The organism is Pistricoccus aurantiacus (genome assembly GCF_007954585.1).
GTDB lineage: Bacteria > Pseudomonadota > Gammaproteobacteria > Pseudomonadales > Halomonadaceae > Pistricoccus > Pistricoccus aurantiacus.
On sequence record NZ_CP042382.1, the window covers coordinates 2,975,548 to 2,998,173 of the forward strand.

The window sequence follows — 22,626 nt, forward strand, 5'->3', positions numbered from 1 at the left end:
CCATTTTACCTCACCAAAGGAACACCGATCAGCCAGCCGTGTAGCCACACCACGAAGGCCGCATAAATGGCGAGCCCCAGTACGATGACCAGGATATCCCCGCCGCGGCGCATGGGGACGCTAGGCGTGTCGCGAGGGGTGCGACGGCTAAAGGAGAAGAGATCAAGCACCGCCCAGACCAGAAAGACGCCGAACAGCAGCAGATCCGCGAGGGTGCCGTTGACCAGCAGATGGGCAATGGCCCAGAGGATCACCGCGATCAGCATCGGATGACGGGTCCAGCGCTTGATGCGGCTTGGCACGTAGGCGGCCACCAGTAGCGGGAAGACCGGCAGCATCAACAGGCTGGTAACCGGGAAAAGGCTTCGAGAAGGTGCCCAGAGCAGCGCCGGCGCCTGCCGTGCCTCGCCATACCCCCAGATGATCAGCACCAGGCCAGCCAGTGACACCAGGCCGTAACCTGCCTTCCAGGGAAGCTCGCCGAAGCGGCGCACCTGGGCGTCGCGCCAGTCGGCGCTGACCAGGGCAACGGAATGCGGCACGAAAAACAGTATCAACCCCAGGATCAAGATCGCCATTTGCCTCTCCTATCCGGTCATGGAATCGTTTTCTTCATTATGTTGTGCAGTGTAGCGGTCCTGGATTTTCTTACTCGTCTTTCGGCTCAATTCGACACGGCTTTCATCAATATATTGCGCGGCGTCAATTCTCGCTCGCAGAAAACGCCCAGTTCGACATGATAGCCGGCCTCTTCCAGAAACAGGGCGCGGTCGAGTACCAGCCAGATTTCCAGCGGGCGACGAAATAGATGACGCGCCAGTTCCAGGCGCTTTACCTCGCCCAGCCGTTGCCAGCCAAGCGCTTCCCAGTGCGACCAATCGATTCCTGCCGCCGGCAAAGACAGCCCCTTTTGCTTCGCCGCCCAATGGCAGAAATCGGTGAAATGCATTGGCAGCCGGCCGTAGGCCAGACTGGGTACCGGCAGATATTCATCATGATCGCACAGCTCTCGCTGCAGAAGATCGAAACCCAGGCGCCAGGCGTTGGCTTGCTCACGCTGGCGACGCACCGCCTTGGGGGCGGTCACGGTTTCCTGCACCGCCAAGGCCAGATCGTCGCGATTCAAGCGAAGATCATATCGGTCTGCCAACTCCCGGCCCAAGCGCGATAGTGGTCGGTAATCGTATTCTGCGGTGCGCTGATAGCAGCAAGGCGCCAGGGTGAGATCGCATCCGGAAATGGCCGCCTGTTTCAACAGCCGGGTATGCAGATCGCCACAGGCATGCAGGGCAACCACTTGCGCATCCGGCGATAGCCATCCTGCCGCATCCGCTGCCATCACATCCTGCTGCTCCAGGCGCAATGCCACGCCTTGGCGATCCGCCAGTTGCTGCCCTAGCCGGCAAAGTTCAGGCTGCCATTCCAGACCGACAGCCGGCTGATCGTGAAAACGGCTCCAGGTACGCGCCAGATGCCCCTTGCCGGCGCACCATTCCACCAGCGGCTGGCCGGGGATCATTTCGACCTGATGAACGAACGCCTCCAGCTGACGCCATTTACGTCCGCCGACATGAGCGGACCAGGCATTCGGCAAGGGAGATTGCGCCTGGAATAGCGCGGGTAAGCGTATCGACTCCGCCAGATCGACCACCGGCAGCCAGTCATACAAGACGCTGGAGGCAAAAGGATCCTGCTCTAGACGAGCGCAATCTCGATCATCCAGGGCCAGCAGATAATCGCGGAGTGCCGAGAAGTCTTCCGCCCAGGGTAGCCTGCGATAATAAAAGGGCGCCGGTTGCCAGAGTGCTTGCCAACTCGCAAGCAGCTCGGTCAACCAGCGCAGTCGTGAGCCATGACTCGAAGGTATCATCGCCTCTGCAATATCAGCGGACTTCCACCAGGAACCAGCGCAGCTGCCCGCCTTCGGGAATTTCCTTGGAACCGAAAGGGGCTTCCGGGCTGAAATACTTGCCCAGCAGCGCGTTGTCGCCGCCCTTCATATAAAAGATTTCCGGACGATGAGCGACGTCGATACCCAGGGTTTCCGAGAAGATCCGCGCATGGTCGGCGTTGTTTACGTAGGATTCCACCCCGTTCACCTTGTGCATTTTCGCGGCAAGCCTGGCGGCTTTGTCAGGCTTGATTTCTTTTAAATGCAGATTGGCGGGGAACTTGTCCATCATGGTGATGGAAAGCGTATTGATGATGTACATGTTGCTGCAACACCTTGTTTAAGTTGTTGACACCAAAGAGACTATCATATTCATCAATAGCATAGAGGCCGCAGGCTTGATTTGCGTTATTTCTTTAGCGATGAGGTTTCAATGTCCCGATCCGATCCCCGTATGCTGCTACGCTTGAGCGGCCTGCTGGCGCCTTACAAGGCTCGCCTGGCCCTGGCCGGCGCCGCGCTGCTGGTTGCTTCCGGTAGTGTGCTGCTGATGGGTCAGGGACTGCGCCTGGTGATCGACCAGGGATTCATGGCGGAGGATAGCGCTCGGCTCAATCAAGCACTGATGATCACCCTGGTCGTCGTGGTGATACTGGCCGGCGCTTCGGCGCTTCGCTATTACCTGGTGACCTGGATCGGCGAACGTCTGGCGGCGGATCTTCGCCGGCAGGTGTTTGATCATCTTCTCGAGCTGGAACCCGCCTTCTTCGAGAGCAGCGGCGACAAGGACAAGGGTGCCGGGGAGATTCAGTCGCGGCTGACCGCGGATACCAGCGTGCTACAAAGCCTATTTGGTTCATCTCTTTCCATCGCGCTTCGCAACCTGGTGATGTTGATCGGTGCCATCACGCTGATGCTGCTGACCCAGCCCTGGCTCAGTGCTCTGGTGCTACTGGCCATTCCCGTCACGGTGCTGCCGATTCTCGGCTACGGTCGCCGGGTGCGTCGGCTCTCCCGTTACAGTCAGGATCGTATCGCCGAACTGGGACGCTACGCGGGGGAAGCCCTGGAAGGTATACGGACGTTGCAAGCCTTTACCCAGGAGCCCATCAGCCGGGAAAACAACCGTCAGCGAGTGGAGGAGGCCTTCACCGTCGCCATTGCTCGTACCCGCCAGCGCGCCTGGCTGACCGCCATGGCGCTGTTGATCATCTTTACCGCCGTGGGACTGATGCTGTGGCAAGGCGGTCAGGCGGTTCTCGCCGGGCGTATCAGCGCCGGTGAGCTTTCCGCTTTCGTTTTCTATGCGGTTCTGGCCGCCGGATCGGTGGCGGCCTTGTCGGAGGTCGCCGGTGACGTGCAGCGCGCCGCCGGGGCCGCGGAGCGCCTGCTGGAGCTGCTCGAAGCCACGCCGCGAATTCAGGCGCCAGCCAACCCGCTCTCCCTGCCTGATCCGCCGCAGGGCGAGATTCGTCTGTCACAAGTGACTTTTACCTATCCCAGTCGACCGGAAACCCCGGCCCTGAGCGACTTGAATCTGCATATTGCTCCCGGCGAGCGCGTCGCCCTGGTGGGCCCTTCCGGCGCCGGCAAGAGCACACTGCTTGCTCTGCTGCTACGCTTTCATGATCCGGATCGCGGCAGCATCACCCTGGACGGTATCGATCTTCGTCGACTCGACCCGCGCCGGCTTCGTGAAGTCATCGGCATGGTAGCCCAGGAACCCCGGCTGTTCTCCGGCTCCACCGCGGACAACCTGCGCTACGGCAAGTCGGACGCTACCACCGAAGAGTTGCGCGCCGCGGCTCGGGACGCCAACGCTCTGGACTTCATCGAGGCGCTTCCTCAAGACTTCGATACTTATCTGGGCCCCGGCGGCATCCAGCTTTCCGGCGGCCAGCGCCAGCGTCTGGCCATCGCTCGGGCGCTGCTCAAGAACCCGCGTATCCTGCTGCTGGATGAAGCCACCAGCGCCCTGGACGCGGAAAGCGAGCGGCTGGTGCAACAGGCATTGGATCGGCTGATGGCCGGGCGTACCAGCTTGGTCGTCGCTCATCGTCTGGCCACGGTGATCGCCGCGGATCGCCTGCTGGTCATGGATCAGGGTCGACTGGTGGCCAGCGGAACCCACTCGGAACTGCTGCAGCGCAGTCCGCTTTATCGTCATCTGGCGGAGCTGCAGTTTGGTGAGCGACATATCGCCAACACCGCTCCGGACACCAGGAAACGCTGTTGATACTGTCAATCAAGGAGACGACATGACACTGCCACGACTCGGTTTTATCGGTATTGGACTGATGGGCGATCCCATGACCCGACGCCTGCTCGACGCGGGATTCGAGGTGGAGGTATGGAACCGCTCGCGGAGAAAGACCCGCGGCGCGGAAGCCGCCGGCGCCGGCGTCGCCGATTCCATAAAAGAGCTGGTGGACAAGGTCGACGTTCTGATGCTGTGCCTGGCCAACACCGATGCGGTGGAGGAAGTGGTGTTCGGTGATGAGGGCATTGTCGTCAACGGCAGGGCGAATCAGCGCCTGATCGATTTTTCCAGCAGCGATCCTCAGGCGACTCGGGAATTCGCCAAGCGTCTGGAAAAACATTGCGGCATGTCCTGGATCGACGCGCCGGTCTCCGGCGGCGTGGCCGGGGCGGAAGACGGTAGCCTGGCCATCATGTGCGGTGGCGATCCCGCGGACATTCAGGCGGTTCGACCGCTGTTCGAACCGCTGGCCGCCCGGGTGACCCACATGGGGCCGGTGGGCAGCGGTCAGATAACCAAGGTATGCAATCAGATGATCGTCGGTTGCAATGCCTTGGTCATTGCCGAAATGACCGCTCTGGCGGAAGCCAGCGGGGTGGATGCCCGCCGCCTGCCGGAATCACTAGCCGGTGGTTTCGCGGATTCACGGCCCTTTCAGCTGCTGGCCCCACGCATGGCCGCGCGGGACTTCGACAACCCCGCCTGGCACCTGCGCACCCTGCTCAAGGATCTGGACATGGCCCAGGTGCAAAGCCAGCGTGCCGTCAGCGCGACGCCAATGAGCGCTCTGGCGGCTCAGCTCATGCGTGCCCATGCGGCTCGCGGCTATGCTGATAAGGACCCGGCCACCCTGATCGAGAGTTACGTCCGCCTGGATCAGTCGTTCGAGTGAATCGAATCATCCGTTGCGCTGGTTTTCTCAGACATGTTGCTGTATAAATATACTGTATATATAAACAGTAAATAGCGGTGTCTGAGTTGCTGTATAAATATACTGTATATATAAACAGTAAATAGCGGTGTCTGATATGACCATCTCGTACTTCCGTCTCGCGCACTGGTACGTCGTATCCGGTACAGCCATATAAATATCCCTTATAGGCTATAATGTGCAATTATAGCCTATTTAGGCTATTACAAGCATTATAGCTTGCACGTAGCTATTAAAAATCGAATGGTCATCAACATCGCACGTTGCCCGGATTGCCATGAAACAACCCATCGCGGTTCTTACCGGAGATATCATCGCCTCGAAGCGCATCAAGAATCAGCATGCGTTGTTCGAACGGCTGGACACCTGCCTGGGAGATCTGGCGGCCCGCTTCGATGGCCGGGGCGAACGCTACCGAGGAGACGGCTTCCAGCTGGTACTGAACGACCACGCTCATGCCTTGCATGCCGCCGTCATGCTGCGCGCCTGGCTGATCATGCATTCCGACGACACGCAGCGCTGGGACGCTCGAGTCGCCGTGGCCATCGGCCTGGACGAGTGGGACCGGAACGTGACGCCGATTCGCAGCAGCGGTCCGGTGTTCATCGAGTCCGGACGCGCGCTGGACAGCCTGAGCCAGGACCAAGCGCATCTGCGAGTGGTACTAACGGAGCAGGATAGGGACAGCGGCCTGGCGCTATTGACCCGCTTCGTCGATGAGTTGATCGACGGCTGGTCGATCTATTCCGCGGAAGTCGTCTATTGGCAGCTTGTTGCGGGAGAATCCCAGCAGGCGCTCGGCAAACGGCTCGGGATACGTCAGCCCAGCGTGCACAAACGCCTGCGTGCCGCTCGCTGGCCGCTACTCAGCGAGTATCTGAATTACGTGCACGAAGACATGAAAGCGCGCTATTCCCGGGTGGCGTCATGAGCGATTCCACGCTTTCCCTGCTGCTGGGCTTGGTGCTGGCGCATCTCGTCGGCGACTTCTTGCTGCAGCCGGGTAGCTGGGTGACGGAGCGCTATCGCCTGCGGGAGCGTTCGCCTCGCCTGTACCTTCATGCCGGGATTCATGGCACCCTGGCGGCGGGAGTACTGGCGTTTGCCGGCGCGTTCGACATCGGTCGACCGGCCATGCAAGTTGACGGGGTAGTGATAGCGATTGGCGGCCTGACGGTGGCTATCAGTCACGCGCTGATCGATTTGTTCAAGGCGTCATTGAACCCGGGGAAACTGCGCTGGTTCTTGTTCGACCAGGCGCTGCATCTGCTGGTGATCCTGGGATTGTGGCTGACGATCATTGCCACCCGGCAGCCCTTGATGCTGTTTCTCGATTACCTGACGACCCCTTCCACGCTGGCGCTGCTGGTGACTTACCTGGTGGTGACGCGACCCATGGCTTTCGCCATCGCCATGGTGATGCGCCGCTGGAGCGCAGGCCTCGACGAGCCCAACACTCTGGTCAAGGCCGGAGCGCGAATCGGCATGCTGGAACGTCTGCTGGTGCTGACTCTGGTGTTGCACAACCAGATCACCGCGGTGGGTTTTCTGATCACCGCCAAGACGGTGCTGCGCTACGGCGACCTGCGGGAAGCCCAGGATCGCAAGCTGACGGAATACGTACTGCTCGGCACCCTGCTCAGCGTCGCCTCCACGGTGATTCTCGGGCTGGCGGTACGCAGCTTCCTTTGATACGACCGCCAGGTTGATGTTTCGGCTTTTTGCCGCCTCGCCGGCTTGACCGTACAATGCGTCAAACGCCGCTCATCCCTCGGCAGTCTCGCCGACACGATTTCAAGGAAACGCCATTCTCATGCGCGCCAGCCAACTGTTGATCGCCACATTGAAGGAAACCCCCGCGGACGCGGAAGTCGTCAGCCATCAATTGATGCTGCGGGCGGGGCTGATCCGCCGTCTCACCTCCGGGCTCTATACCTGGTTGCCCATTGGTCTTCGTACCTTGCGCAAGATCGAGCGCATCGTGCGGGAAGAAATGGACCGGGCCGGTGCCCAGGAAGTGCTGATGCCGGCGGTGCAGCCGGCGGAGCTGTGGCAGGAATCCGGCCGCTGGGAACAGTACGGGCCGGAGCTTCTGCGTCTCAAGGATCGTCACCAGCGGGATTACTGCGTGGGCCCCACCCATGAAGAGGTGATCACCGACCTGGTGCGCCGGGAAATCAACAGCTACAAGCAGCTGCCGGCGAACTTCTACCAGATCCAGACCAAGTTTCGCGACGAGATTCGCCCGCGCTTCGGGGTGATGCGCGCTCGGGAGTTCATCATGAAGGACGCCTACTCCTTCCATGTAAGCGAGGCGTCCCTGAAAGAAACCTATCAGGCGATGTACGATGCCTACGTGCGCATCTTCACCCGTCTGGGACTGGATTTCCGCCCGGTGCTGGCGGACAACGGCGCCATCGGCGGTACCGGCTCCCACGAATTTCACGTGCTGGCGGATTCCGGCGAGGACGCCATCGTCTTTTCCAGCGATTCCGACTACGCCGCCAATATGGAAAAGGCGGAAGCACTGGACCCGTGCACCGAGCGCCCCGCGCCCCGGGAGGAGCTGCGCCTGGTGGACACCCCCGATGTCAGGACCATCGCCGCTCTGGTGGAGGGCCATGATCTGCCCATCGACAAGACCATCAAGACGCTGATGGTCCACGCGTCGGACGGCGGCCTGATCGCTCTGCTGGTGCGTGGCGATCACGAGTTGAACGAGATCAAGGCGGAAAACCTGCCGGAAGTGGCCGCGCCCCTGACCATGGCCACGGAAGAGGAGATTCGCGCGGTGGTCGGTGCCGGCCCTGGTTCTCTGGGGCCGGTCAACCTGGAGATGCGTATCATCATCGATCGCGACGTGGCGCGAATGAGCGATTTCGGCGCCGGGGCCAACATCGACGACAAGCACTATTTCGGCATCAACTGGGAGCGGGATCTGCCGCTGCCCAAGGTCGCGGATCTGCGCAACGTCAAGGAAGGCGATCTTTCGCCGGACGGCAAGGGCACCCTATCGATCAAGCGCGGCATCGAGGTAGGCCATGTCTTCCAGCTGGGGCGCAAGTATTCCGAAGCATTGAACGCCACGGTGCTGGACGACACCGGCCGCGCGGTTCACCCCTGGATGGGCTGCTACGGCATCGGCGTGACCCGGGTGATGGCGGCGGCCATCGAACAGAATCATGACGAGGCCGGCATCATCTGGCCGAACGCCATCGCGCCCTTCGACATCATTATCGTGCCGATGAACGCGCACAAGTCCGAGCGGGTACGGGAAACCTCGGAGCGGCTGTATCGGGAGCTCGGCGAGCAGGGTTTCGACGTGCTGCTGGACGATCGGGATATTCGCCCAGGGGTCAAGTTCGCGGATCAGGAATTGATCGGCATACCGCATCGGCTGGTGATCGGCGATCGCAGCCTGGACAAGGGTGAGTTCGAATACAAGGGACGCCGTGACAGCGATGCCACCATGGTTGCCGTGGACGACATCATCGATTTTCTGGCACAAAAAAGCCGACCCTGAGGTCGGCTAACCGGGGGCATGGCCCCCTCCCCTGACGACTTCGTACATGCGCTGGCAGCGTATCAGTGCTTGCCCTTGCGCTTGTGATCTCGAATGATGAAACCGGCGAAACCACCCATGAAAGCGATCATCAAACCTACCGTTACCAGACCAAAAATGACTGCATCGTCGTAATACATGATCGTGGCTCCCCTATGAACTATAAATCGTTGTGTAGCGGTTGTTGGCAAGTGCGCAAGTGATGGCTTCACTGTAAAGAATTCGGGGAGACAAAAACTGACCTGAATCAAGAATCTCTCGCTCGTGGACCACGACGGCAGAAAAACTTGATTCAGGTCAGTTTTTGGTGAAATAGAGACCAGGAAAAATCAAGGGAGCTTGCGATCTTCTACTTCAGTCGCCTCGGTACCTTCCGGTAGAGGATGGCCCTTGGCGAGTTCCGCCCGGGTGGCTTCGCGAATCGTCAGCACCTCGAGAGCGTAGCGCAGGGTCAATCCCGCCAGAGGATGATTGGTATCGACCCTGACCTGGGTCGTGCCGGCTTCCAGTATCGTGACCACCTCAGGGCCGTCGTCGCCTTGCGTCTGAAAGCGCATGCCGGGAGTCAGGTTGGCCACCGGAAAGGCGCCCCGAGAAACCTCCCGAATCAACGAAGGATTGCGCGGGCCATAGCCATCTTCCGGCGCCAGGATCACGTCGAGGCTCGCGCCGACGGATCGGCCTTCCAGGGCACGTTCGAGCCCCGGCAGTATGTTGCCATGGCCGTGCAGGTATTCCAGAGGATTGTCGCGCTGACGGGAATCGTCCAGCGCAATAGCGGTTTCGCTTGCGTCAAACAAGCGGTAGTGCAGCTTGACGACGCGCTGTGGCGCAATAATGGCAGGGTCGGCGGGAGAATCCAGGGTCATGACGTATCCTTTATCAAAGCGTTCCTCTAGCAGAGCGAATCAGGTAGCGCGGCGCAACCGGGAAATCGGCATTTCCAGACGCTGCTGACGATGCAGCATATTGAGCAGCACGATGGCGCGCTCCTCGCCTTTTTGAGATTCGAAGATCGCCTGCAGTTCCTCGAACGGCCCCTCGGTGATTTCCACGGTTTCGCCGGCGCGAAAATAGACGTTGGCCTTGATGTCGTCCTGCTGAGCGCAGGCGTTCTGCTGCAGCAGTTCGATCAGCGCATCGCTCACCGGCACCGGCTCATTGCCGAAGACCACCAGCTTGAGCACGCCTCGGGTGGAGCGAATGGGCCGCCAGTTGCTGGCAATCCGGTCCAGGCGAATGAACAGATAGTAAGGAAACAATGGCTCCTTGACCCAGCTCAGGCGCCCACTGCGCTTCTTCTGCACCTCGAGCACGGGATGAAAGACCTCGAATGCCTGGTTGTGAAGATTTTCCGCGGCGCGGAAGGACTCGCCGCCCTTGCATTGAATCGCATACCAGCGCGGCTGGGCAGCGGAGTCCTGTAGACTTTCCATCATCGAATCGCTCATGGGTCTCCCTGGGTCGATAGCGTGCCTGGTCGGAATTGGCGTTCTTCGCAAGGCTCTGCAACAATCCGTCGTCGTTTTTACTGGACAGGGATACTAGCATTCTGATCGCTGCTCTGTCCGGCACTCTGAACACCTTGTCCAGCACCCCGAAAGCCCGTTCTGGAGTCTTCTATGTCATCAACCTCGGCCCATCGCGGCTGGCTCGCCAGCCTGGCGGTCTATCGACGCGCGCCGGTAATCACCATGCTTTTTCTGGGGTTTTCCGCCGGACTGCCCTTCCTGCTGGTGTTCTCGACCCTGTCCGCCTGGCTACGCAGTACCGGCGTCGAGGTGGCGGCGATCGGGTTCTTTTCCTGGATCGGCATCCTCTACTCAATCAAGTTCTTCTGGGCGCCGGTGGTGGATCGCCAGCGCCTACCGCTGCTGACACGCTGGCTGGGACAGCGTCGCGGCTGGATGCTGCTGGCTCAGGGAATGATCGCCGCGGGCCTGGTGGGGCTTTCGACCCTGGATCCGGTGGATCATCTGCCGGCGGTGGCGGGCTTTGCCCTGCTGGTGGCCTTCGGCTCCGCCACTCAGGATATCGCCATCGACGCCTTTCGCATCGAATCCGCCCCGGACGATATCCAGGCGGCCATGGCCTCCACCTACATCATCGGCTATCGCGGCGGCCTGCTGGCGGCGGGGGCCGGAGCGCTCTACGTGGCGGCCCTGGTGTCCTGGGAAGCGGCTTATCTGAGCATGGCAGCACTGGTGGGCATCGGCGTTATCACCGTCCTGCTGCGCCCGGAACCCAGCCGATCCAATCTGGCGGTACAACCTCTCAAGGAACCTCGGGTTCGCCGGTTCCTGGCCCGCCACCGACACCGGCCCAGAGCAGTGCGCCGGCTGGGCGCCTGGAGCATTGCCGCGGTGGTATGCCCGTTCACGGATTTCTTTTCCCAGCATGGTCTGAAGGCGCTGGGACTGTTGCTGTTCATCGGCGTGTTTCGCATCAGCGATCTGGCCATGGCGGCGATGGCCAATCCGCTTTATCTCGATCTGGGATTCAGCCTGGCCACCATCGCCAACGTGACCAATGTCTTCGGTATCGCCATGAGCATCGGCGGCGGCATTCTCGGCGGGCTCTTGGTAGCGCGCTATGGCATCACTCGCATGCTGATCCTGGGCGCCACCACGGTGGCGCTGACCAATCTGCTGTTCGTGCTGCTGGCGACCCAGGGGGCGCAGCTTGGGCTGCTGATCGTCACCATCATCGGCGACAATCTCGCCAATGGCCTGGCCAGCACCGTCTTCATTGCCTTCCTGTCAAGCCTCACTTCCCGGGCCTATACCGCAACCCAGTATGCGCTTTTCTCCTCGCTGATGACCCTGCCGGGCAAGTTCCTGGGCGGATTCTCCGGGCTGGTGGTGGCCTCGCAAGGCTACGCGGCGTTCTTTCTGCTGGCCTCGCTGCTGGGAATTCCCGCCATACTGCTGGCGCTGTGGGTGCATGGAGACCAGCGCGGCAAGACTAGCGCCACGACGGGTTGAACCCGTTTTCAGGCCTGCTGATCCAGCCATTCCAAGGCGCCGGGCGTCGCAATCCACTGATCCCGCATCAAGGTACGGTACTGCCAGGCCTCCTCGTGACTCCCGGGCTCTGGCTCTGCGCTGTTTCGCTCGCCGCGGCCGAGGTTGGCGCCACGTTTAGGACGCGACTCACAGAGCAGGCGGATCACATGGGAATTGAGTCTGGACGCCTCTCTCACGGCCCTGGCCGCCTCATCGAAACGCTCGAGACGATAGAACGCCAGAGCCCGGCCCATCAGGGTCCCCAGCAGCGGCGGCTGAGCGGAGGTTTCGCTGACGTCCAGCGCCTTGGCGTCACGGCCGTCTCGCAGCAGCTGGTCCAGCACCAGTTCGAGCAGCCCCAGGCTATCCTGTTCATCCAGGGCCAATAAACGCTCCGCCAGGGCGCGGGAATGCTCTCGCGCACCGCGCTCCATGCCGACAACCAGGGCCAGACCGGTACGCAGAAGCACCGCGTTGTCCGCCATGTCCCACAGCAGCTCGCCACCCTGATTCTCATCGCGCAAGGCTTCGACTTGCGAAAGCCAGCCTTCCAAACGATAAGCCAGCGGCTCGAACAGGCTGGGGGCCATCCAGGGCAGGCTGCCGAAACGCAAGGTCAGGGCCAGAATCAGCGATTGCACGACTCGGGGGGAATCCAGCCATTCCGGATTGGCGCAAAGCGCCACCAGCCAGTTTTCGGCGTTGGCCCAGGGCTCGTCCTTGAAGCCAAGGGGAGCGTCTTCATCCACCGAGGCCTGGAAATGTTGCTGAAAGGCATCGAATAAAGCCGCTTCCCGAGCGCTGGTATGATACTCGAGCTCGCCTTCGGCGGATCTGCGCAGATCGAGTCGCGGCGCGCCTTGCACCACCTTCAGCAGCTCCTGAAGTGCCGCCAGCGGCTCCGCCAGCTCTTCCTCCGCGTTGACCATCTGCTCCGCCAGGGTCGCGCCGGGATTGTCCGCAAGCTCCGCCAGAAACTCCAGCTGCTCCGGGTCCAGCCCGCCCTGGCGAGACAGACGCCGAAACCAGAATCGAGCGCGTTCCGAGGCCTCTTGAACATGGCCCTCGTGCAGCAGCAGCATGGCTTCGATATAAGCCAGGGTCGGTGAATCCGGCAGGGTCTGCTGAGCGTGAATGAAGGCTTCCCGGGCGCTGGCCAGATCGTCGTTGTCCAGGTGCATCAGGCACAGTCGCTCCAGAGCGCCACCCCGCAATTCCAGGGGACCGTGCTCGAACACCGCCTCGAGCAGCGCATCGCGCTTATGGCTGAAGCCGCGCTCCTGGTAGAGATCGATCAGCAGTTCGAAGGCGGGCTCCGCCTGCTCCGGCAGCCGCGCCCAGTCGGATTGGGCGAACAGGGCCTCCAGAAGCTGCTGGGCCCGGCCGCGCTGGCCGCCTTCCGCCGAGATCAACCCCGCTTCCAGGAGGGCCTGCGGCGGGGCTTGATGGCTCGCCAGCGCCGCCTTGAGGGTCGACCCCTTCCAGTCCCGCAGCGACAGCATCCACATCAGATGCTCGGGAATCGCCCCGGGCAGCTTGACCGCGCCGCAGCAGTGCCTGGTCCTGTGGCCGGAATCGCACCAGCAGGGCTCGTTCGGCTCGGGCCGGGCCAGGGGTTCGCAGGCAAAGTCGAGCCGCTCGAGGGGCGTCTGCGACCATAGCTCCGGCGCCAGCGCCTGAGCCATGGCCATGTTGCCGCCGAGCAATGCCGTTCCCTTGGCTCGCGCCCACGCCATCAAGGCCGGATAGTGCTCGTCCTTGCGAATCGCCGCCAAGGCGCCGCTCGCAAAGTTCAGCAACTGTTCTACCCACACCGCCAGCATGGCCATCTCCATTAAACTAAACGCGCTATTTTAACATCTTATCCGCTCGCCCCCCATGGGATTTCCCGATATGGCGATCGCGTCTGCCGGATGCTAATGTGCCGGCTGCATCCCTGCGACCATGAGCTACCCAGCCCCGGCGGATTCGAGCTTTCCGTCCTTCTATCTTCATGCCAGGAGCCGTGTCGTGAGACTGCCGTTTACCCGCTCTCGCCCCTCCACGCCCGAAACGCCCCAGGTACGCCTGGAACGCGAAGGGCGCGACGAAATCGCGCGTATCACCCGGGCGGTGGAAAAGGTGCCCTGGTCGATCAACCTGGTGCAATTGCTGTGGACCGCCGGCCCGGCGACCCTGATCGGCGCCTGGGCGAGCTTCCTGCTGGGTTATGGGCGGGCGCCGACCACGGAAAACTATATCTTTTTCATCAGCTACACGGTGATCACCGGGGTAGCGGGAATCCTTGCCAACCTGACGCATCAATTCACCAAATCTCGCCGCACCGAGCGCACCAGCGCCAAGATCGCAAAGGTGGTCACGGCGCTGCCGGAACTGCTGCTGTCCACTCGCGACCTGATCGTCGAGAAACTGGAAGGGAATGCCCGGCGTCGCGAGGCGGCGGCCATGCTGCTGCGCAAGCAGGACCTGAGTCCCGGGGGCGTCGAGCTGGCGGCCCTGGAGCTTCTCGACGATCGGGACAGCGCGCGTATCATCAGTCAAATCGAGATCTACCGCCGCAGCGGCCTCAAGGCGCGTATTCGAGACCTGGTGGCGCTCTACGGCGAAACCATCGAGCCGCAGCTTGCGGAGCTACGCGAGATCGCCCCGGAGGCCGCTTCGCTACTGCATAAACGCTTTCAGGGTCGGGCGCCGACCCTGCGTCGTGGCGTGCCCCGGGATGAAAACTTCATCGAACGGATATTGGCCGCCATCGGTCAGGACGATGAGCTGTTGATGACCCTGCAGGACGTGGAGGAAATGCTGATCCTGGCCTTCGAGCTGATCAGCGGGCGCCAGATTCCCATGCTGACCTTCGAGTACAAGGGACGCTGGCGGCTCGCCCAGGCCTTCGATGCCCTCGAACAGGCCAGGGCAAGGCATCGCATCGCCCAGGCCACCGGCGTGTCGCGGCTCAAGGCCTTGGCCACCTATCTCGCGGAACAGTCCGGTACCTTGATGGAGGATGCGGCTTCGGGGCTGCACTCCGAGGTGCTGCTGTCGCGCTCCCAAGGGGCCATCAATGCCTTGGCGGAACAGGTTCAGCGCCTGGCCCTGGCGTTCAACGAGGGTGAGCGTCATTACCACCCGCAACTGGTGTACAAGGCCGATCTATTGACCAACGCCATTCGACTCTACAGGAGCGTTTCCAGCAGCTATGAACGGATCGGGCGCGAGCACGAACAGCTGATCAGGATGCTCGAGCGCTGGGAGAGTATCAACGATGACCAGCACGCCGCGAATACCCGGCTGCGCCTCGGGCCGGGTCGGCGGGGCCTGCGCATCCGCGAGCGAATCATCGAGCTCAACGACGAAGCCAAGGCTCAGGTCTGCAAGGGGCTAGCGAAAGTCCTTGGCGATATGGAAATGACGGGATCTCGCGAGCTGAACGTGGCCAAGGAGCGTGAATGGCGCCTCGAGGCGGAAGTCGATCGGCTCAAGCGCCTCGCCATCGAGATCACCTTGATCCTGGAGCCGCATATTCAGCTTTCGCGTCCGGAGGTACAGCGGGCCATCAACAGCACCAACGCGGCGGATTTCGGGCAGCTCGAACTCAACCTTTCCGCCGCCGCCAAGGCGGCCATGGGCGCGGCCATGGTCAAGGAGATCGAAGTGGACCTTTCTCGCTCCGCCGAGCAGCTGGCGCTGGCACTGGTGCGCCATTACCAGGTCGAGCTGGAGCCGGAAGCGATCGATTTCCTGATCAAGCAGTACGGCGCTCGCAAGAAGACGCTCAACATGCTGTCGAACTTCCATGCCAGCCATAGCCACAAGGAAATTCCGAATGTCAGCTATCTCAGCCAACGGCCCCCTGCGGTGGGCAAGCCGCCGCGAAGCTGGTACCGGGCACTGGTGGTGGCGCGGCGGGCACTGAACGCTTAAGAACCGACGCCCCGCGCCCATTCCAGCAAGGGTTGGGTACGGGTCTGCATGTCCAGCCGAGCCTTGAGCCGCACGAGATTCCAGTAGTGGCCGTTGAGGGTGCGAGACAGCAACAAAGTATCCGCCGGCGGCTGAAAACGATCCATGGCTGCCCACACCCGGGGGCTGAGTTCTCGCAGGCGCCGGTGAACGCGAACGTCGCCAAAATCCTGCTCGCCGGTCGCGAACAGCGGAGCGATGGCCGCGGCGGATTCCTTGTACAGCGTCAAGGGCGCGCCCTCCCCCTGGCGCCCGCCGAGTTCGAGCATGGCATTTTCCATGGCCAGCGGATCCTGCTGCAGCGTGGCGTCGAGCAGATGCACCATGCTCTTGAGTTTTGCTTCCGTCACTGGAATCACCGCCCCCAGATCGTAGAGAATCAGCCGGCCCTGGTCATCCACGGCAAAGTTGCCCGCGTGGGGATCCGCGTGCAGCTCCCCATGGGTGAAGAGTTCTTCCGTCAGCCAATCCGCCAGAATGCCAGCCACCTGCTGGCGCAGTGGGTCCGGCGCGGCTTCCAGATCCCGCAGCGGCGTGCCGGGCAGGTATTCCATCGCCAGCACCCGGCCGGTGCTGAAGCGCTCGACGACCGCGGGAATTCTCAGATCCGGATTATCTGCGTAGCGACTTCGATAGCGCGCCAGCGCCCGGGCCTCCGCCTGGTAATCAAGCTCCTGGCGCAGCCCTTCCGCCAGTTCGTCGAATATCGCCTCGAGCCGCGCCTGTGGGACGCGAAACCAGCGTCCCAGCCACAGCAGGCGCCTGAGTTGAACCAGATCGCTTTCCAGTACCTGGGCGAGACCGGGATATTGCACCTTCATTACCAGCGTCTCGCCTTCACGGGTAGTGGCCCGGTGCACCTGGCCCATGGAGGCGCTGGCAAAGGGCGTTTCCTCGATGTCGCTGAAGAATGCCCCCAGCTCCCCCAGCTCCTCGACCAGGGTGCGACGAATCGCCGGCCAGGGCATCGGCTGCGCCTGGCGCTGCAATCGGGCCAGTTCATCCGCCAGATCCGGTGGCAGCAGATCGTCCCACTGGGACATGACCTGGGCCATTTTCATTGCCGGCCCCTTGAGTTCGGAAAGCCCCTCGAACAGCGCCTCCCCCAGAGCACGCCAGTTCGCCTCGCCCCCCAGACGGCTTTTCAACAGGCTGCCGCCGGTACGGGCGCCCAGACCCATCAGACGTCGGGTTCTGCCGCGTTCGCGCATAATGATACAACTCTTGTACGATATTTAATCAAGAATACAACTAGCGAGCCCTCGGCGATACTGGAAGAATGTCCATGTAATGCCAGCCAGAGCTTTTTCATGCGTTTGATCATTGCGGAAAAACCCAGCCTGGGCCGGGCCATCGCCGAGGCGCTACCCGGAAGCACCAGTCGCCAGGATGGAGCTATCGCCGTTGGCGACACCGTCGTGACCTGGTGTGTCGGCCATCTGCTCGAACAGGCCGCGCCGGAAGTCTACGATTCCCGCTTCAAGCAGTGGCGGCTGGACCACCTGCCGATTCTGCCGGCCCCTTGGAAACTCACACCGCGGCCCAAGACCAAAGGCCAATTGGCGGTGATTCGCCGCCTGTTGAAGGAAGCCTCCACAGTGGTGCATGCCGGCGACCCGGATCGGGAAGGACAACTGCTGGTGCAGGAAGTGCTGGAGCAGCTGCGCTGGCGCGGGCCGGTGCAGCGTCTGCTGATCAGTGACATGAACCGTCCGGCGGTGGTCAAGGCGCTGAACGACCTCAAGGATAACCAGGCTTATCAACCGCTGTATCGTGCCGCTCAGGCTCGAGCACGGGCGGACTGGCTGTACGGCATCAACCTGACGCGAGCCTGGACCCTCACCGGCCGTCAGGCCAGCCATGACGGTGTGCTTTCCGTGGGGCGGGTGCAGACGCCGGTGCTGGGGCTGGTCGCTCGGCGAGACCGGGAAATCGCCGCCTTCGAGCCCAAGCCGTTCTATGTGCTGTGGGTGGACCTGGCGGTGGCAAACGGCCGGCTGCGAGCCTGGTGGCAGCCCAAGGAAACACTTCGCCTGGACGATCAGGGCCGTCTGCTGGAACGCGCTCCTGCGCAAACCCTGGCGGAGCGGCTGCCCGGCGCCCAGGGCCGGCTGGTCAAGCTCGATGCCCAACACAAGCGCCAGGGCGCACCGCTGCCCTACTCCCTTTCCGCCCTGCAGGTGGACGCCGCTCGACGTTTTAAACTTTCCGCCAAGCAGGTGCTGGATAGCTGCCAGGCTCTGTACGAGCGCCACAAGCTGATCACCTACCCGCGTTCGGACTGTCGCTACCTGCCCAAGGCGCATCATGCGCAGGCACCGAAAGTGCTGCAAGGCGCCTGCCAGGACGACACCACCCTGGGAGAGTGGTATCGAGGTGCGGATTTCAGCCTGCGTTCCCGGGCCTGGAATGACAGCCAGGTTGGCGCCCATCACGCCCTGGCCCCCACCGGCAAGGATGCAAATTTCAGCAAGCTATCCACCGCGGAAGCAAATATTTTCCGGCTGATCGTCCGCAACTATCTGGCCCAGTTCTACCCGGCCTTGGAAACCCGGGAGATCAAGGTGGAATTCTCGATTCTGGAAGAGCGTTTTCGCGCTCAGGGGCGGGAAATCCTTGTGCCCGGCTGGAAGCCGCTGTTCGCCACTCGGGACGAGCCGCCGGCGCTGCCGCCCTTGACCCAGGGCGAGGCCTGCCGGGTGCTCGATCAAGCCGTGGAAGACCGGGAAACCCGTCCGCCGGAACCCTTCACCGACGCCAGCCTGATCAAGGCGATGATGAATATCGCCCGCTATGTGGATGACCCGGAGGTGCGCCGCACCCTGCGAGACACCGACGGCCTGGGCACCGAAGCCACTCGCGCGGGCATTATCGACACTCTGGAAAACCGCGGCTATCTGCTGCGTCAGCAAGGCGCGCTGCGGGCTACCCGCCTGGGCCAGGCATTGATTGCCGCGCTTCCCGAGGCGGTCAGCGGGCCCGAGCGTACCGCCCTGTGGGAGCAGCGCCTGAGAGATATCGCCGAAAGCAGCGCAGCGCCTGAGCCCTTTCTCGACGCGCTAGTCGACGACCTGCGCGCCCTTCTGGAAAAGACGGACGCTCAGCGCCTGCGTCAGGCCCTGGCCAGCGCTCAGGGCACCGATGCCCCAGCCGGGAAATCAAATATCAAGACACGCAGGCGGCGATCCTTCAGGAAAAAACCCGCGTCGCATCAAGGCAAGAAGACTTCATGAGTCCTTCTCATCTGATCGTCGGGCCCGGCGCACTGGGACGGCTGCTGGCGATGCATCTGGCATCCCATCATTCGGTCAGGCTACTGGGCCGTCGACCGCTCCCGGAGACGCTTACCCTGGTGTCCCCGGAAGGGGAACGCCGGCAGCGCGCCATTCCCTCGCTTACCGCGGACAGGCTTGAATCCTGGAAACTGGGCGTCGTGCACTTCACTACCAAGGCCTACGCCACCCGGGGGGCACTGGAAGCTATCGCGTCGCGGCTCGACCCGCAGACGCCCTTGATACTGTGGCAGAACGGCTATGGGGTACAGGAAACCCTGGCCCGGGAGTGGTCCGGTCCGGTGCTCTGCGCCAGCACCACGGAAGGTGCCTATGTTTCAGGAAAAGCTGACGTCGTGCATGCGGGCCATGGGCAAACGGTGATCGGCCACCTTGCCGGCAAGCACCGAGCACTCGCCGAAGCGCTGGCAGGCACTTTGAGCAATGTCGATCTGCCCTGCGAGGCGGTGAATGATATTCGCGTGCGCCTCTGGCGGAAACTGGCGGTCAACGCGGCGATCAATCCTCTCGCGGCACGCTTTCGCATCCGCAACGGCCAACTGCGGGATCGGCCCTTCCGGCCCAGGGTGGAAGCGATCATCGCGGAGCTCGCGCCGATCATGGCGGCGGAAGGCATTCCGGCACCCGCTGGCGGCTGGCCGGGGCTGATCTGGGGAGTCGTTGAACAGACCGCCAACAATCGCGCCTCCATGCTGCAGGACGTGCTGGCGGAACGTCCCACGGAACACGAGGCGATTCTCGGGCCCTTGCTGGGGGCCGCGGAGCGTCATCATCTCGAGATACCGATGCTCGAGGAACAGTACCACGCGCTAGCCAAGTGCCAATCCCAGGTTCAATAGTCCCAGCGTCACCAGCAGCGTGACTACGTTGACGCCCATCCAGGGCAGCAGCTTGGGCAGGGTCTTGCAGGTAGCAAGGATCTTCGCACCCAGCCAAAGCGCCAGCGGCAGGACCAGCAAGGCCAGACTCAAGGGAACAGGCAACCAGCCGGCGATCAACGCCACGCCGATCACGACGTAAGCCCCCAACAATAGCGCGACCACCAGCACGGCGGCGCGATATTTTCCTAGCAGGATGGGCAGATGGCGTCGCCCGTTGCGGCGATCCGCTTCCACATCGGGAAATTGATTGAGCAGCAGCAGCTCGCTGATCAAGAGCCAGGCCACCAAGGCGACGCTCAAGGCGGTCGAATCGATGCGACCACCCAAGGCCAGCAGCGTGCCCAGGATCATCACCGGTCCGAACCCCAGCCCCGGCGCCAGCAGACACAGCCAGGGCGAGCGGGTCAGCCAGCGAGTATAGGCGACTACCAGTACCAGCCCCAGCAGGCCAAGCCAAAACAGTCCACTACCCCGCAGCCACAGGAAGTAGCCGCCTATCGCCACGACGACCGTCAGACTGAGTGCGCTGGCGAACAGCACGCCATTCGCAGCATTCGGCGTACTCGGCAAGGCGCCGCTGCCGCCGGAAAACGGCGTCGGCGAAGTGGTCAGATCGAGCCCGGAGCGAAAGTCCTCGTACTCGTTGAGCCAGTTCACCGCCGCATGAGCCAACAGGCCTCCAAGAAATACTAAAAAGATTTGCAGTGCTCTCAAGGGAACCTGTTGATGGCTCGCGATCAGAATACCCAGCAATACGCAAAGCGGCGCGAGAATCAGAAAGCTGGGGCGCGACGAGCGCAAGATAGCGGTGAGATACGACATGAAGTTCCTTACATGATTTTTTCAATCTATGATTATTGATGGCTTGGCCCGCAGCTTCGTTACTACGGATCCTTCATAAAATTACTTATCAAGTGCGGGGCTGCATGGGGCTGGTCATTCTGCTCGGCTCCAGAAGCTCATCGAGCTGCTCCTGGCTCAGCCACCCCTTCGCGATGACGAGGTCATAGACACTGCCGCCTGTCTTCAGCGCTTCCTTGGCCACCAGGGACGAGCGCTCGTAGCCAAGCACCGGGTTGAGCGCGGTGACAAGACCGATCGAGCGCTGCACATAACCCTGGCAGACGTCTCGGTTGGCGGTGATGCCCCTGACGCAGCGATTGGTGAGAACGATCAGGGCGTTGTTGAGGATGGTCATTCCTTGCAGCAGGTCGTAGGCCATGATCGGCTCGGCCATGTTCAGTTCGAGTTCGCTGGCCTCCGCGGCGATACCGATGGTCGCGTCGAATCCGATAATCTGATAGCAGACCTGGTTGACCATCTCCGGCACCACCGGGTTGACCTTGCCCGGCATGATGGAAGAGCCCGGCTGCATGGGCGGGAGATTGATCTCGTTGAGCCCCGCCCGCGGCCCGCTTGACAACCAGCGGAGGTCATTGCAGATCTTGGAGACCTGAATCGCGACGCGCTTCATGGCGCCGGACAGATAGGCGAACGCACCGGAGTCCTGGGTGGCTTCCACGAGATCGTCCGCCAAAGACAACGGTAGCCCCGAGATGATGGTGAGCTTGTCCGTTACCAGCCGCGCATAGCCGGCGGGACTGTTCAAGCCGGTACCGATAGCCGTGGCGCCCATGTTGATTCGGTGCATTTCTAGGGTTGCGTGCTCAAGGGCGCGTCGAGCGGAAGCCACCATCCCGGCGTAGGCGCCGAACTCCTGACCCAGCGTCATCGGGACGGCGTCCTGATTTTCGGTACGCCCCATCTTCAGCACATCGGAGAACTCCTCACTCTTCGCTTTCAAGGCGCTGGAGAGCTCACCAAGCGAGTTCAACGCCTGCTGGACAGTCAGCAGCACGGCGATCTTCACGGAAGTGGGATAGGCGTCGTTGGTGGATTGGGACAGGTTCACATGATCCAGCGGGTGCAAGTGCGTGTAATCGCCCCGTTGATGGCCCAACAGCTCGAGGGCGCGGTTGGCGATGACCTCGTTGGCATTCATGTTCGTCGAGGTGCCGGCGCCGCCTTGAATCATGTCCAGCACGAAGTGTCGTCGCAGCTTGCCCTGAATGATTTCGTCACAGGCCGCCGCGATGGCCTCCGCCTTGTCCGCCTCGAGCACGCCGAGTTCGTGGTTGGCCTGGGCGGCGGCCTTCTTGACCATGGCCAGCCCGGTGCACAGATTACCGTAGTGATTCAGATGCTGCCCGGAGATGGGAAAGTTTTCCATGGCCCGCAGGGTCTGGACGCCATAGTAGGCATCCGCCGGGATCTCACGCACTCCCAGGGAATCCCGTTCCATTCGAGTCGTGCCGATCGCGAAGTCCGGCTCGCCGTGCTCGACCATTCGAGCGGTGGTCTCCCGCAGCCGTGCACGCAGACGCATCGCTACGCGCAGGATCAGATCATTCCAGAAATCCGCCCGCTCCTGCTGCAGACGCTCCTTGGCGACGGCGTCCAATACCAGTAGCTGACCGGCCACGACGGCTTGCGTGGAGAGTCGATGAGGGTTCTGATCGTCCATCAGGAAGCCTTCGAAGACCATGGCTCCCGGCCCCAGAAGCCCTACGCGCCGCGGATCGCCGTAGCGGCCGTAAAGCAGCTCCAGCTCGCCGGAAAGCAGGACCGCAAACCCTTCGCGAGGAGTTCCTTCCTGGCTGATCCAATCCCCCTCGGAAAACCGGCGGACGCAACCATACTCCTGCAGTACCTCGACGATTCGCTTGTCGGTGTCGCCGATCTGCGTCACGGTAGTGATGCCTTGATCGGATATGTCGTTGTCGTTCATGCCGCTGCTCCTTGGCGATGGCGATGTTCGGAAAAACTGTGAGATGAATAACCCG

19 protein-coding genes are annotated in these 22,626 nt (G+C 62.0%); 9 read left to right on the top strand and 10 right to left on the bottom strand.

Annotated elements, in window-relative coordinates; translation table 11 throughout:
• Positions 1 to 5: 5 nt before the first annotated feature.
• The 3 genes from FGL86_RS14075 to FGL86_RS14085 form a co-directional block, all read right to left on the bottom strand.
• Positions 6 to 578, bottom strand: a complete 573-nt coding sequence (locus FGL86_RS14075; protein WP_147185166.1) for an NnrU family protein — start codon at positions 576 to 578, stop codon at positions 6 to 8.
• An 86-nt stretch (positions 579 to 664) separates the two neighbouring features.
• Entirely contained in the window at positions 665 to 1,834 is a 1,170-nt protein-coding gene (locus tag FGL86_RS14080; RefSeq protein WP_246131644.1) for a methyltransferase, read from the bottom strand.
• 49 nt (positions 1,835 to 1,883) lie between these two features.
• The gene (locus tag FGL86_RS14085; RefSeq protein WP_147185168.1) at positions 1,884 to 2,213 is read right to left on the bottom strand and encodes a hypothetical protein; all 330 of its coding nucleotides are present in this window, start codon (positions 2,211 to 2,213) and stop codon (positions 1,884 to 1,886) included.
• A gap of 111 nt (positions 2,214 to 2,324) precedes the next feature.
• On the opposite strand from FGL86_RS14085, the gene FGL86_RS14090 reads away from it, so the two are divergent.
• From FGL86_RS14090 to FGL86_RS14110, 5 genes are all read left to right on the top strand, one after another.
• Entirely contained in the window at positions 2,325 to 4,127 is a 1,803-nt protein-coding gene (locus FGL86_RS14090; protein ID WP_147185169.1) for an ABC transporter transmembrane domain-containing protein, read from the top strand.
• A gap of 22 nt (positions 4,128 to 4,149) precedes the next feature.
• The gene (locus tag FGL86_RS14095; protein ID WP_147185170.1) at positions 4,150 to 5,043 is read left to right on the top strand and encodes an NAD(P)-dependent oxidoreductase; all 894 of its coding nucleotides are present in this window, start codon (positions 4,150 to 4,152) and stop codon (positions 5,041 to 5,043) included.
• Between the two features lie 316 nt (positions 5,044 to 5,359).
• Positions 5,360 to 6,013, top strand: coding sequence for a hypothetical protein (locus tag FGL86_RS14100; RefSeq protein ID WP_147185171.1), 654 nt, complete (start codon positions 5,360 to 5,362; stop codon positions 6,011 to 6,013).
• Positions 6,010 to 6,774 carry a DUF3307 domain-containing protein gene (locus tag FGL86_RS14105; protein ID WP_147185172.1) on the top strand — a complete coding sequence of 255 codons (765 nt, stop codon included), beginning with the start codon at positions 6,010 to 6,012 and terminating at the stop codon, positions 6,772 to 6,774. The genes FGL86_RS14100 and FGL86_RS14105 overlap by 4 nt, the downstream gene beginning before the upstream one ends.
• Positions 6,775 to 6,895: 121 nt before the next feature.
• Positions 6,896 to 8,605 (top strand): proline--tRNA ligase, encoded by a 1,710-nt coding sequence (locus FGL86_RS14110; protein WP_147185173.1) that lies wholly within the window; start codon positions 6,896 to 6,898, stop codon positions 8,603 to 8,605.
• A 62-nt stretch (positions 8,606 to 8,667) separates the two neighbouring features.
• Here FGL86_RS14110 and ccoM read toward each other — a convergent pair whose 3' ends face one another.
• The 3 genes from ccoM to rfaH form a co-directional block, all read right to left on the bottom strand.
• Positions 8,668 to 8,784 (bottom strand): cytochrome c oxidase subunit CcoM, encoded by a 117-nt coding sequence (ccoM, locus tag FGL86_RS18280; RefSeq protein ID WP_281288519.1) that lies wholly within the window; start codon positions 8,782 to 8,784, stop codon positions 8,668 to 8,670.
• A gap of 189 nt (positions 8,785 to 8,973) precedes the next feature.
• The gene (locus tag FGL86_RS14115) at positions 8,974 to 9,513 is read right to left on the bottom strand and encodes an FKBP-type peptidyl-prolyl cis-trans isomerase (protein ID WP_147185174.1); all 540 of its coding nucleotides are present in this window, start codon (positions 9,511 to 9,513) and stop codon (positions 8,974 to 8,976) included.
• Between the two features lie 39 nt (positions 9,514 to 9,552).
• Positions 9,553 to 10,095, bottom strand: coding sequence for a transcription/translation regulatory transformer protein RfaH (rfaH, locus tag FGL86_RS14120; RefSeq protein WP_147185175.1), 543 nt, complete (start codon positions 10,093 to 10,095; stop codon positions 9,553 to 9,555).
• 171 nt (positions 10,096 to 10,266) lie between these two features.
• Between rfaH and FGL86_RS14125 the strand changes: the two genes are divergently transcribed.
• Positions 10,267 to 11,628 (top strand): AmpG family muropeptide MFS transporter, encoded by a 1,362-nt coding sequence (locus tag FGL86_RS14125; protein WP_147185176.1) that lies wholly within the window; start codon positions 10,267 to 10,269, stop codon positions 11,626 to 11,628.
• An 8-nt stretch (positions 11,629 to 11,636) separates the two neighbouring features.
• Here the strand turns inward: FGL86_RS14125 and FGL86_RS14130 are convergent, their stop codons facing one another.
• Positions 11,637 to 13,472 carry an SEC-C domain-containing protein gene (locus FGL86_RS14130; RefSeq protein ID WP_147185177.1) on the bottom strand — a complete coding sequence of 612 codons (1,836 nt, stop codon included), beginning with the start codon at positions 13,470 to 13,472 and terminating at the stop codon, positions 11,637 to 11,639.
• Positions 13,473 to 13,659: 187 nt separating this feature from the next.
• Here FGL86_RS14130 and FGL86_RS14135 point away from each other — a divergent pair, with 187 nt between their 5' ends.
• Positions 13,660 to 15,570, top strand: coding sequence for a hypothetical protein (locus FGL86_RS14135; RefSeq protein WP_246131645.1), 1,911 nt, complete (start codon positions 13,660 to 13,662; stop codon positions 15,568 to 15,570).
• Here FGL86_RS14135 and FGL86_RS14140 read toward each other — a convergent pair.
• Positions 15,567 to 16,820: an ABC1 kinase family protein gene (locus FGL86_RS14140; protein ID WP_147185178.1), complete on the bottom strand. Its 1,254-nt coding sequence runs from the start codon at positions 16,818 to 16,820 to the stop codon at positions 15,567 to 15,569. The genes FGL86_RS14135 and FGL86_RS14140 overlap by 4 nt on opposite strands.
• Positions 16,821 to 16,919: 99 nt before the next feature.
• Here FGL86_RS14140 and FGL86_RS14145 point away from each other — a divergent pair, with 99 nt between their 5' ends.
• The gene (locus tag FGL86_RS14145; protein WP_147185179.1) at positions 16,920 to 18,842 is read left to right on the top strand and encodes a DNA topoisomerase III; all 1,923 of its coding nucleotides are present in this window, start codon (positions 16,920 to 16,922) and stop codon (positions 18,840 to 18,842) included.
• On the top strand, positions 18,839 to 19,741 hold the full coding sequence (locus FGL86_RS14150) for a ketopantoate reductase family protein (protein ID WP_147185180.1): 903 nt from the start codon (positions 18,839 to 18,841) through the stop codon (positions 19,739 to 19,741). Before FGL86_RS14145 ends, FGL86_RS14150 begins: the two co-directional genes overlap by 4 nt.
• Here the strand turns inward: FGL86_RS14150 and FGL86_RS14155 are convergent.
• Positions 19,712 to 20,605, bottom strand: coding sequence for a prenyltransferase (locus FGL86_RS14155; RefSeq protein ID WP_147185181.1), 894 nt, complete (start codon positions 20,603 to 20,605; stop codon positions 19,712 to 19,714). The two genes, FGL86_RS14150 and FGL86_RS14155, sit on opposite strands and share 30 nt — an antisense overlap.
• A gap of 88 nt (positions 20,606 to 20,693) precedes the next feature.
• Positions 20,694 to 22,571 carry an aspartate ammonia-lyase gene (locus FGL86_RS14160; protein WP_147185182.1) on the bottom strand — a complete coding sequence of 626 codons (1,878 nt, stop codon included), beginning with the start codon at positions 22,569 to 22,571 and terminating at the stop codon, positions 20,694 to 20,696.
• Between the last annotated feature and the right edge of the window lie 55 nt (positions 22,572 to 22,626).

Excerpts from the sequence above, each read along its gene's own strand:
- FGL86_RS14075 (WP_147185166.1), bottom strand. The coding sequence starts at position 578 with ATGGCGATCTTGATCCTGGGGTTGATACTGTTTTTCGTGCCGCATTCC.
- FGL86_RS14085 (WP_147185168.1), bottom strand. The coding sequence starts at position 2,213 with ATGTACATCATCAATACGCTTTCCATCACCATGATGGACAAGTTCCCC.
- FGL86_RS14090 (WP_147185169.1), top strand. The coding sequence starts at position 2,325 with ATGTCCCGATCCGATCCCCGTATGCTGCTACGCTTGAGCGGCCTGCTG.
- FGL86_RS14095 (WP_147185170.1), top strand. The coding sequence starts at position 4,150 with ATGACACTGCCACGACTCGGTTTTATCGGTATTGGACTGATGGGCGAT.
- FGL86_RS14100 (WP_147185171.1), top strand. The coding sequence starts at position 5,360 with ATGAAACAACCCATCGCGGTTCTTACCGGAGATATCATCGCCTCGAAG.
- FGL86_RS14105 (WP_147185172.1), top strand. The coding sequence starts at position 6,010 with ATGAGCGATTCCACGCTTTCCCTGCTGCTGGGCTTGGTGCTGGCGCAT.
- FGL86_RS14110 (WP_147185173.1), top strand. The coding sequence starts at position 6,896 with ATGCGCGCCAGCCAACTGTTGATCGCCACATTGAAGGAAACCCCCGCG.
- ccoM (WP_281288519.1), bottom strand. The coding sequence starts at position 8,784 with ATGTATTACGACGATGCAGTCATTTTTGGTCTGGTAACGGTAGGTTTG.
- FGL86_RS14115 (WP_147185174.1), bottom strand. The coding sequence starts at position 9,513 with ATGACCCTGGATTCTCCCGCCGACCCTGCCATTATTGCGCCACAGCGC.
- rfaH (WP_147185175.1), bottom strand. The coding sequence starts at position 10,095 with ATGAGCGATTCGATGATGGAAAGTCTACAGGACTCCGCTGCCCAGCCG.
- FGL86_RS14125 (WP_147185176.1), top strand. The coding sequence starts at position 10,267 with ATGTCATCAACCTCGGCCCATCGCGGCTGGCTCGCCAGCCTGGCGGTC.
- FGL86_RS14130 (WP_147185177.1), bottom strand. The coding sequence starts at position 13,472 with ATGCTGGCGGTGTGGGTAGAACAGTTGCTGAACTTTGCGAGCGGCGCC.
- FGL86_RS14140 (WP_147185178.1), bottom strand. The coding sequence starts at position 16,820 with ATGCGCGAACGCGGCAGAACCCGACGTCTGATGGGTCTGGGCGCCCGT.
- FGL86_RS14145 (WP_147185179.1), top strand. The coding sequence starts at position 16,920 with ATGCGTTTGATCATTGCGGAAAAACCCAGCCTGGGCCGGGCCATCGCC.
- FGL86_RS14150 (WP_147185180.1), top strand. The coding sequence starts at position 18,839 with ATGAGTCCTTCTCATCTGATCGTCGGGCCCGGCGCACTGGGACGGCTG.
- FGL86_RS14155 (WP_147185181.1), bottom strand. The coding sequence starts at position 20,605 with ATGTCGTATCTCACCGCTATCTTGCGCTCGTCGCGCCCCAGCTTTCTG.
- FGL86_RS14160 (WP_147185182.1), bottom strand. The coding sequence starts at position 22,571 with ATGAACGACAACGACATATCCGATCAAGGCATCACTACCGTGACGCAG.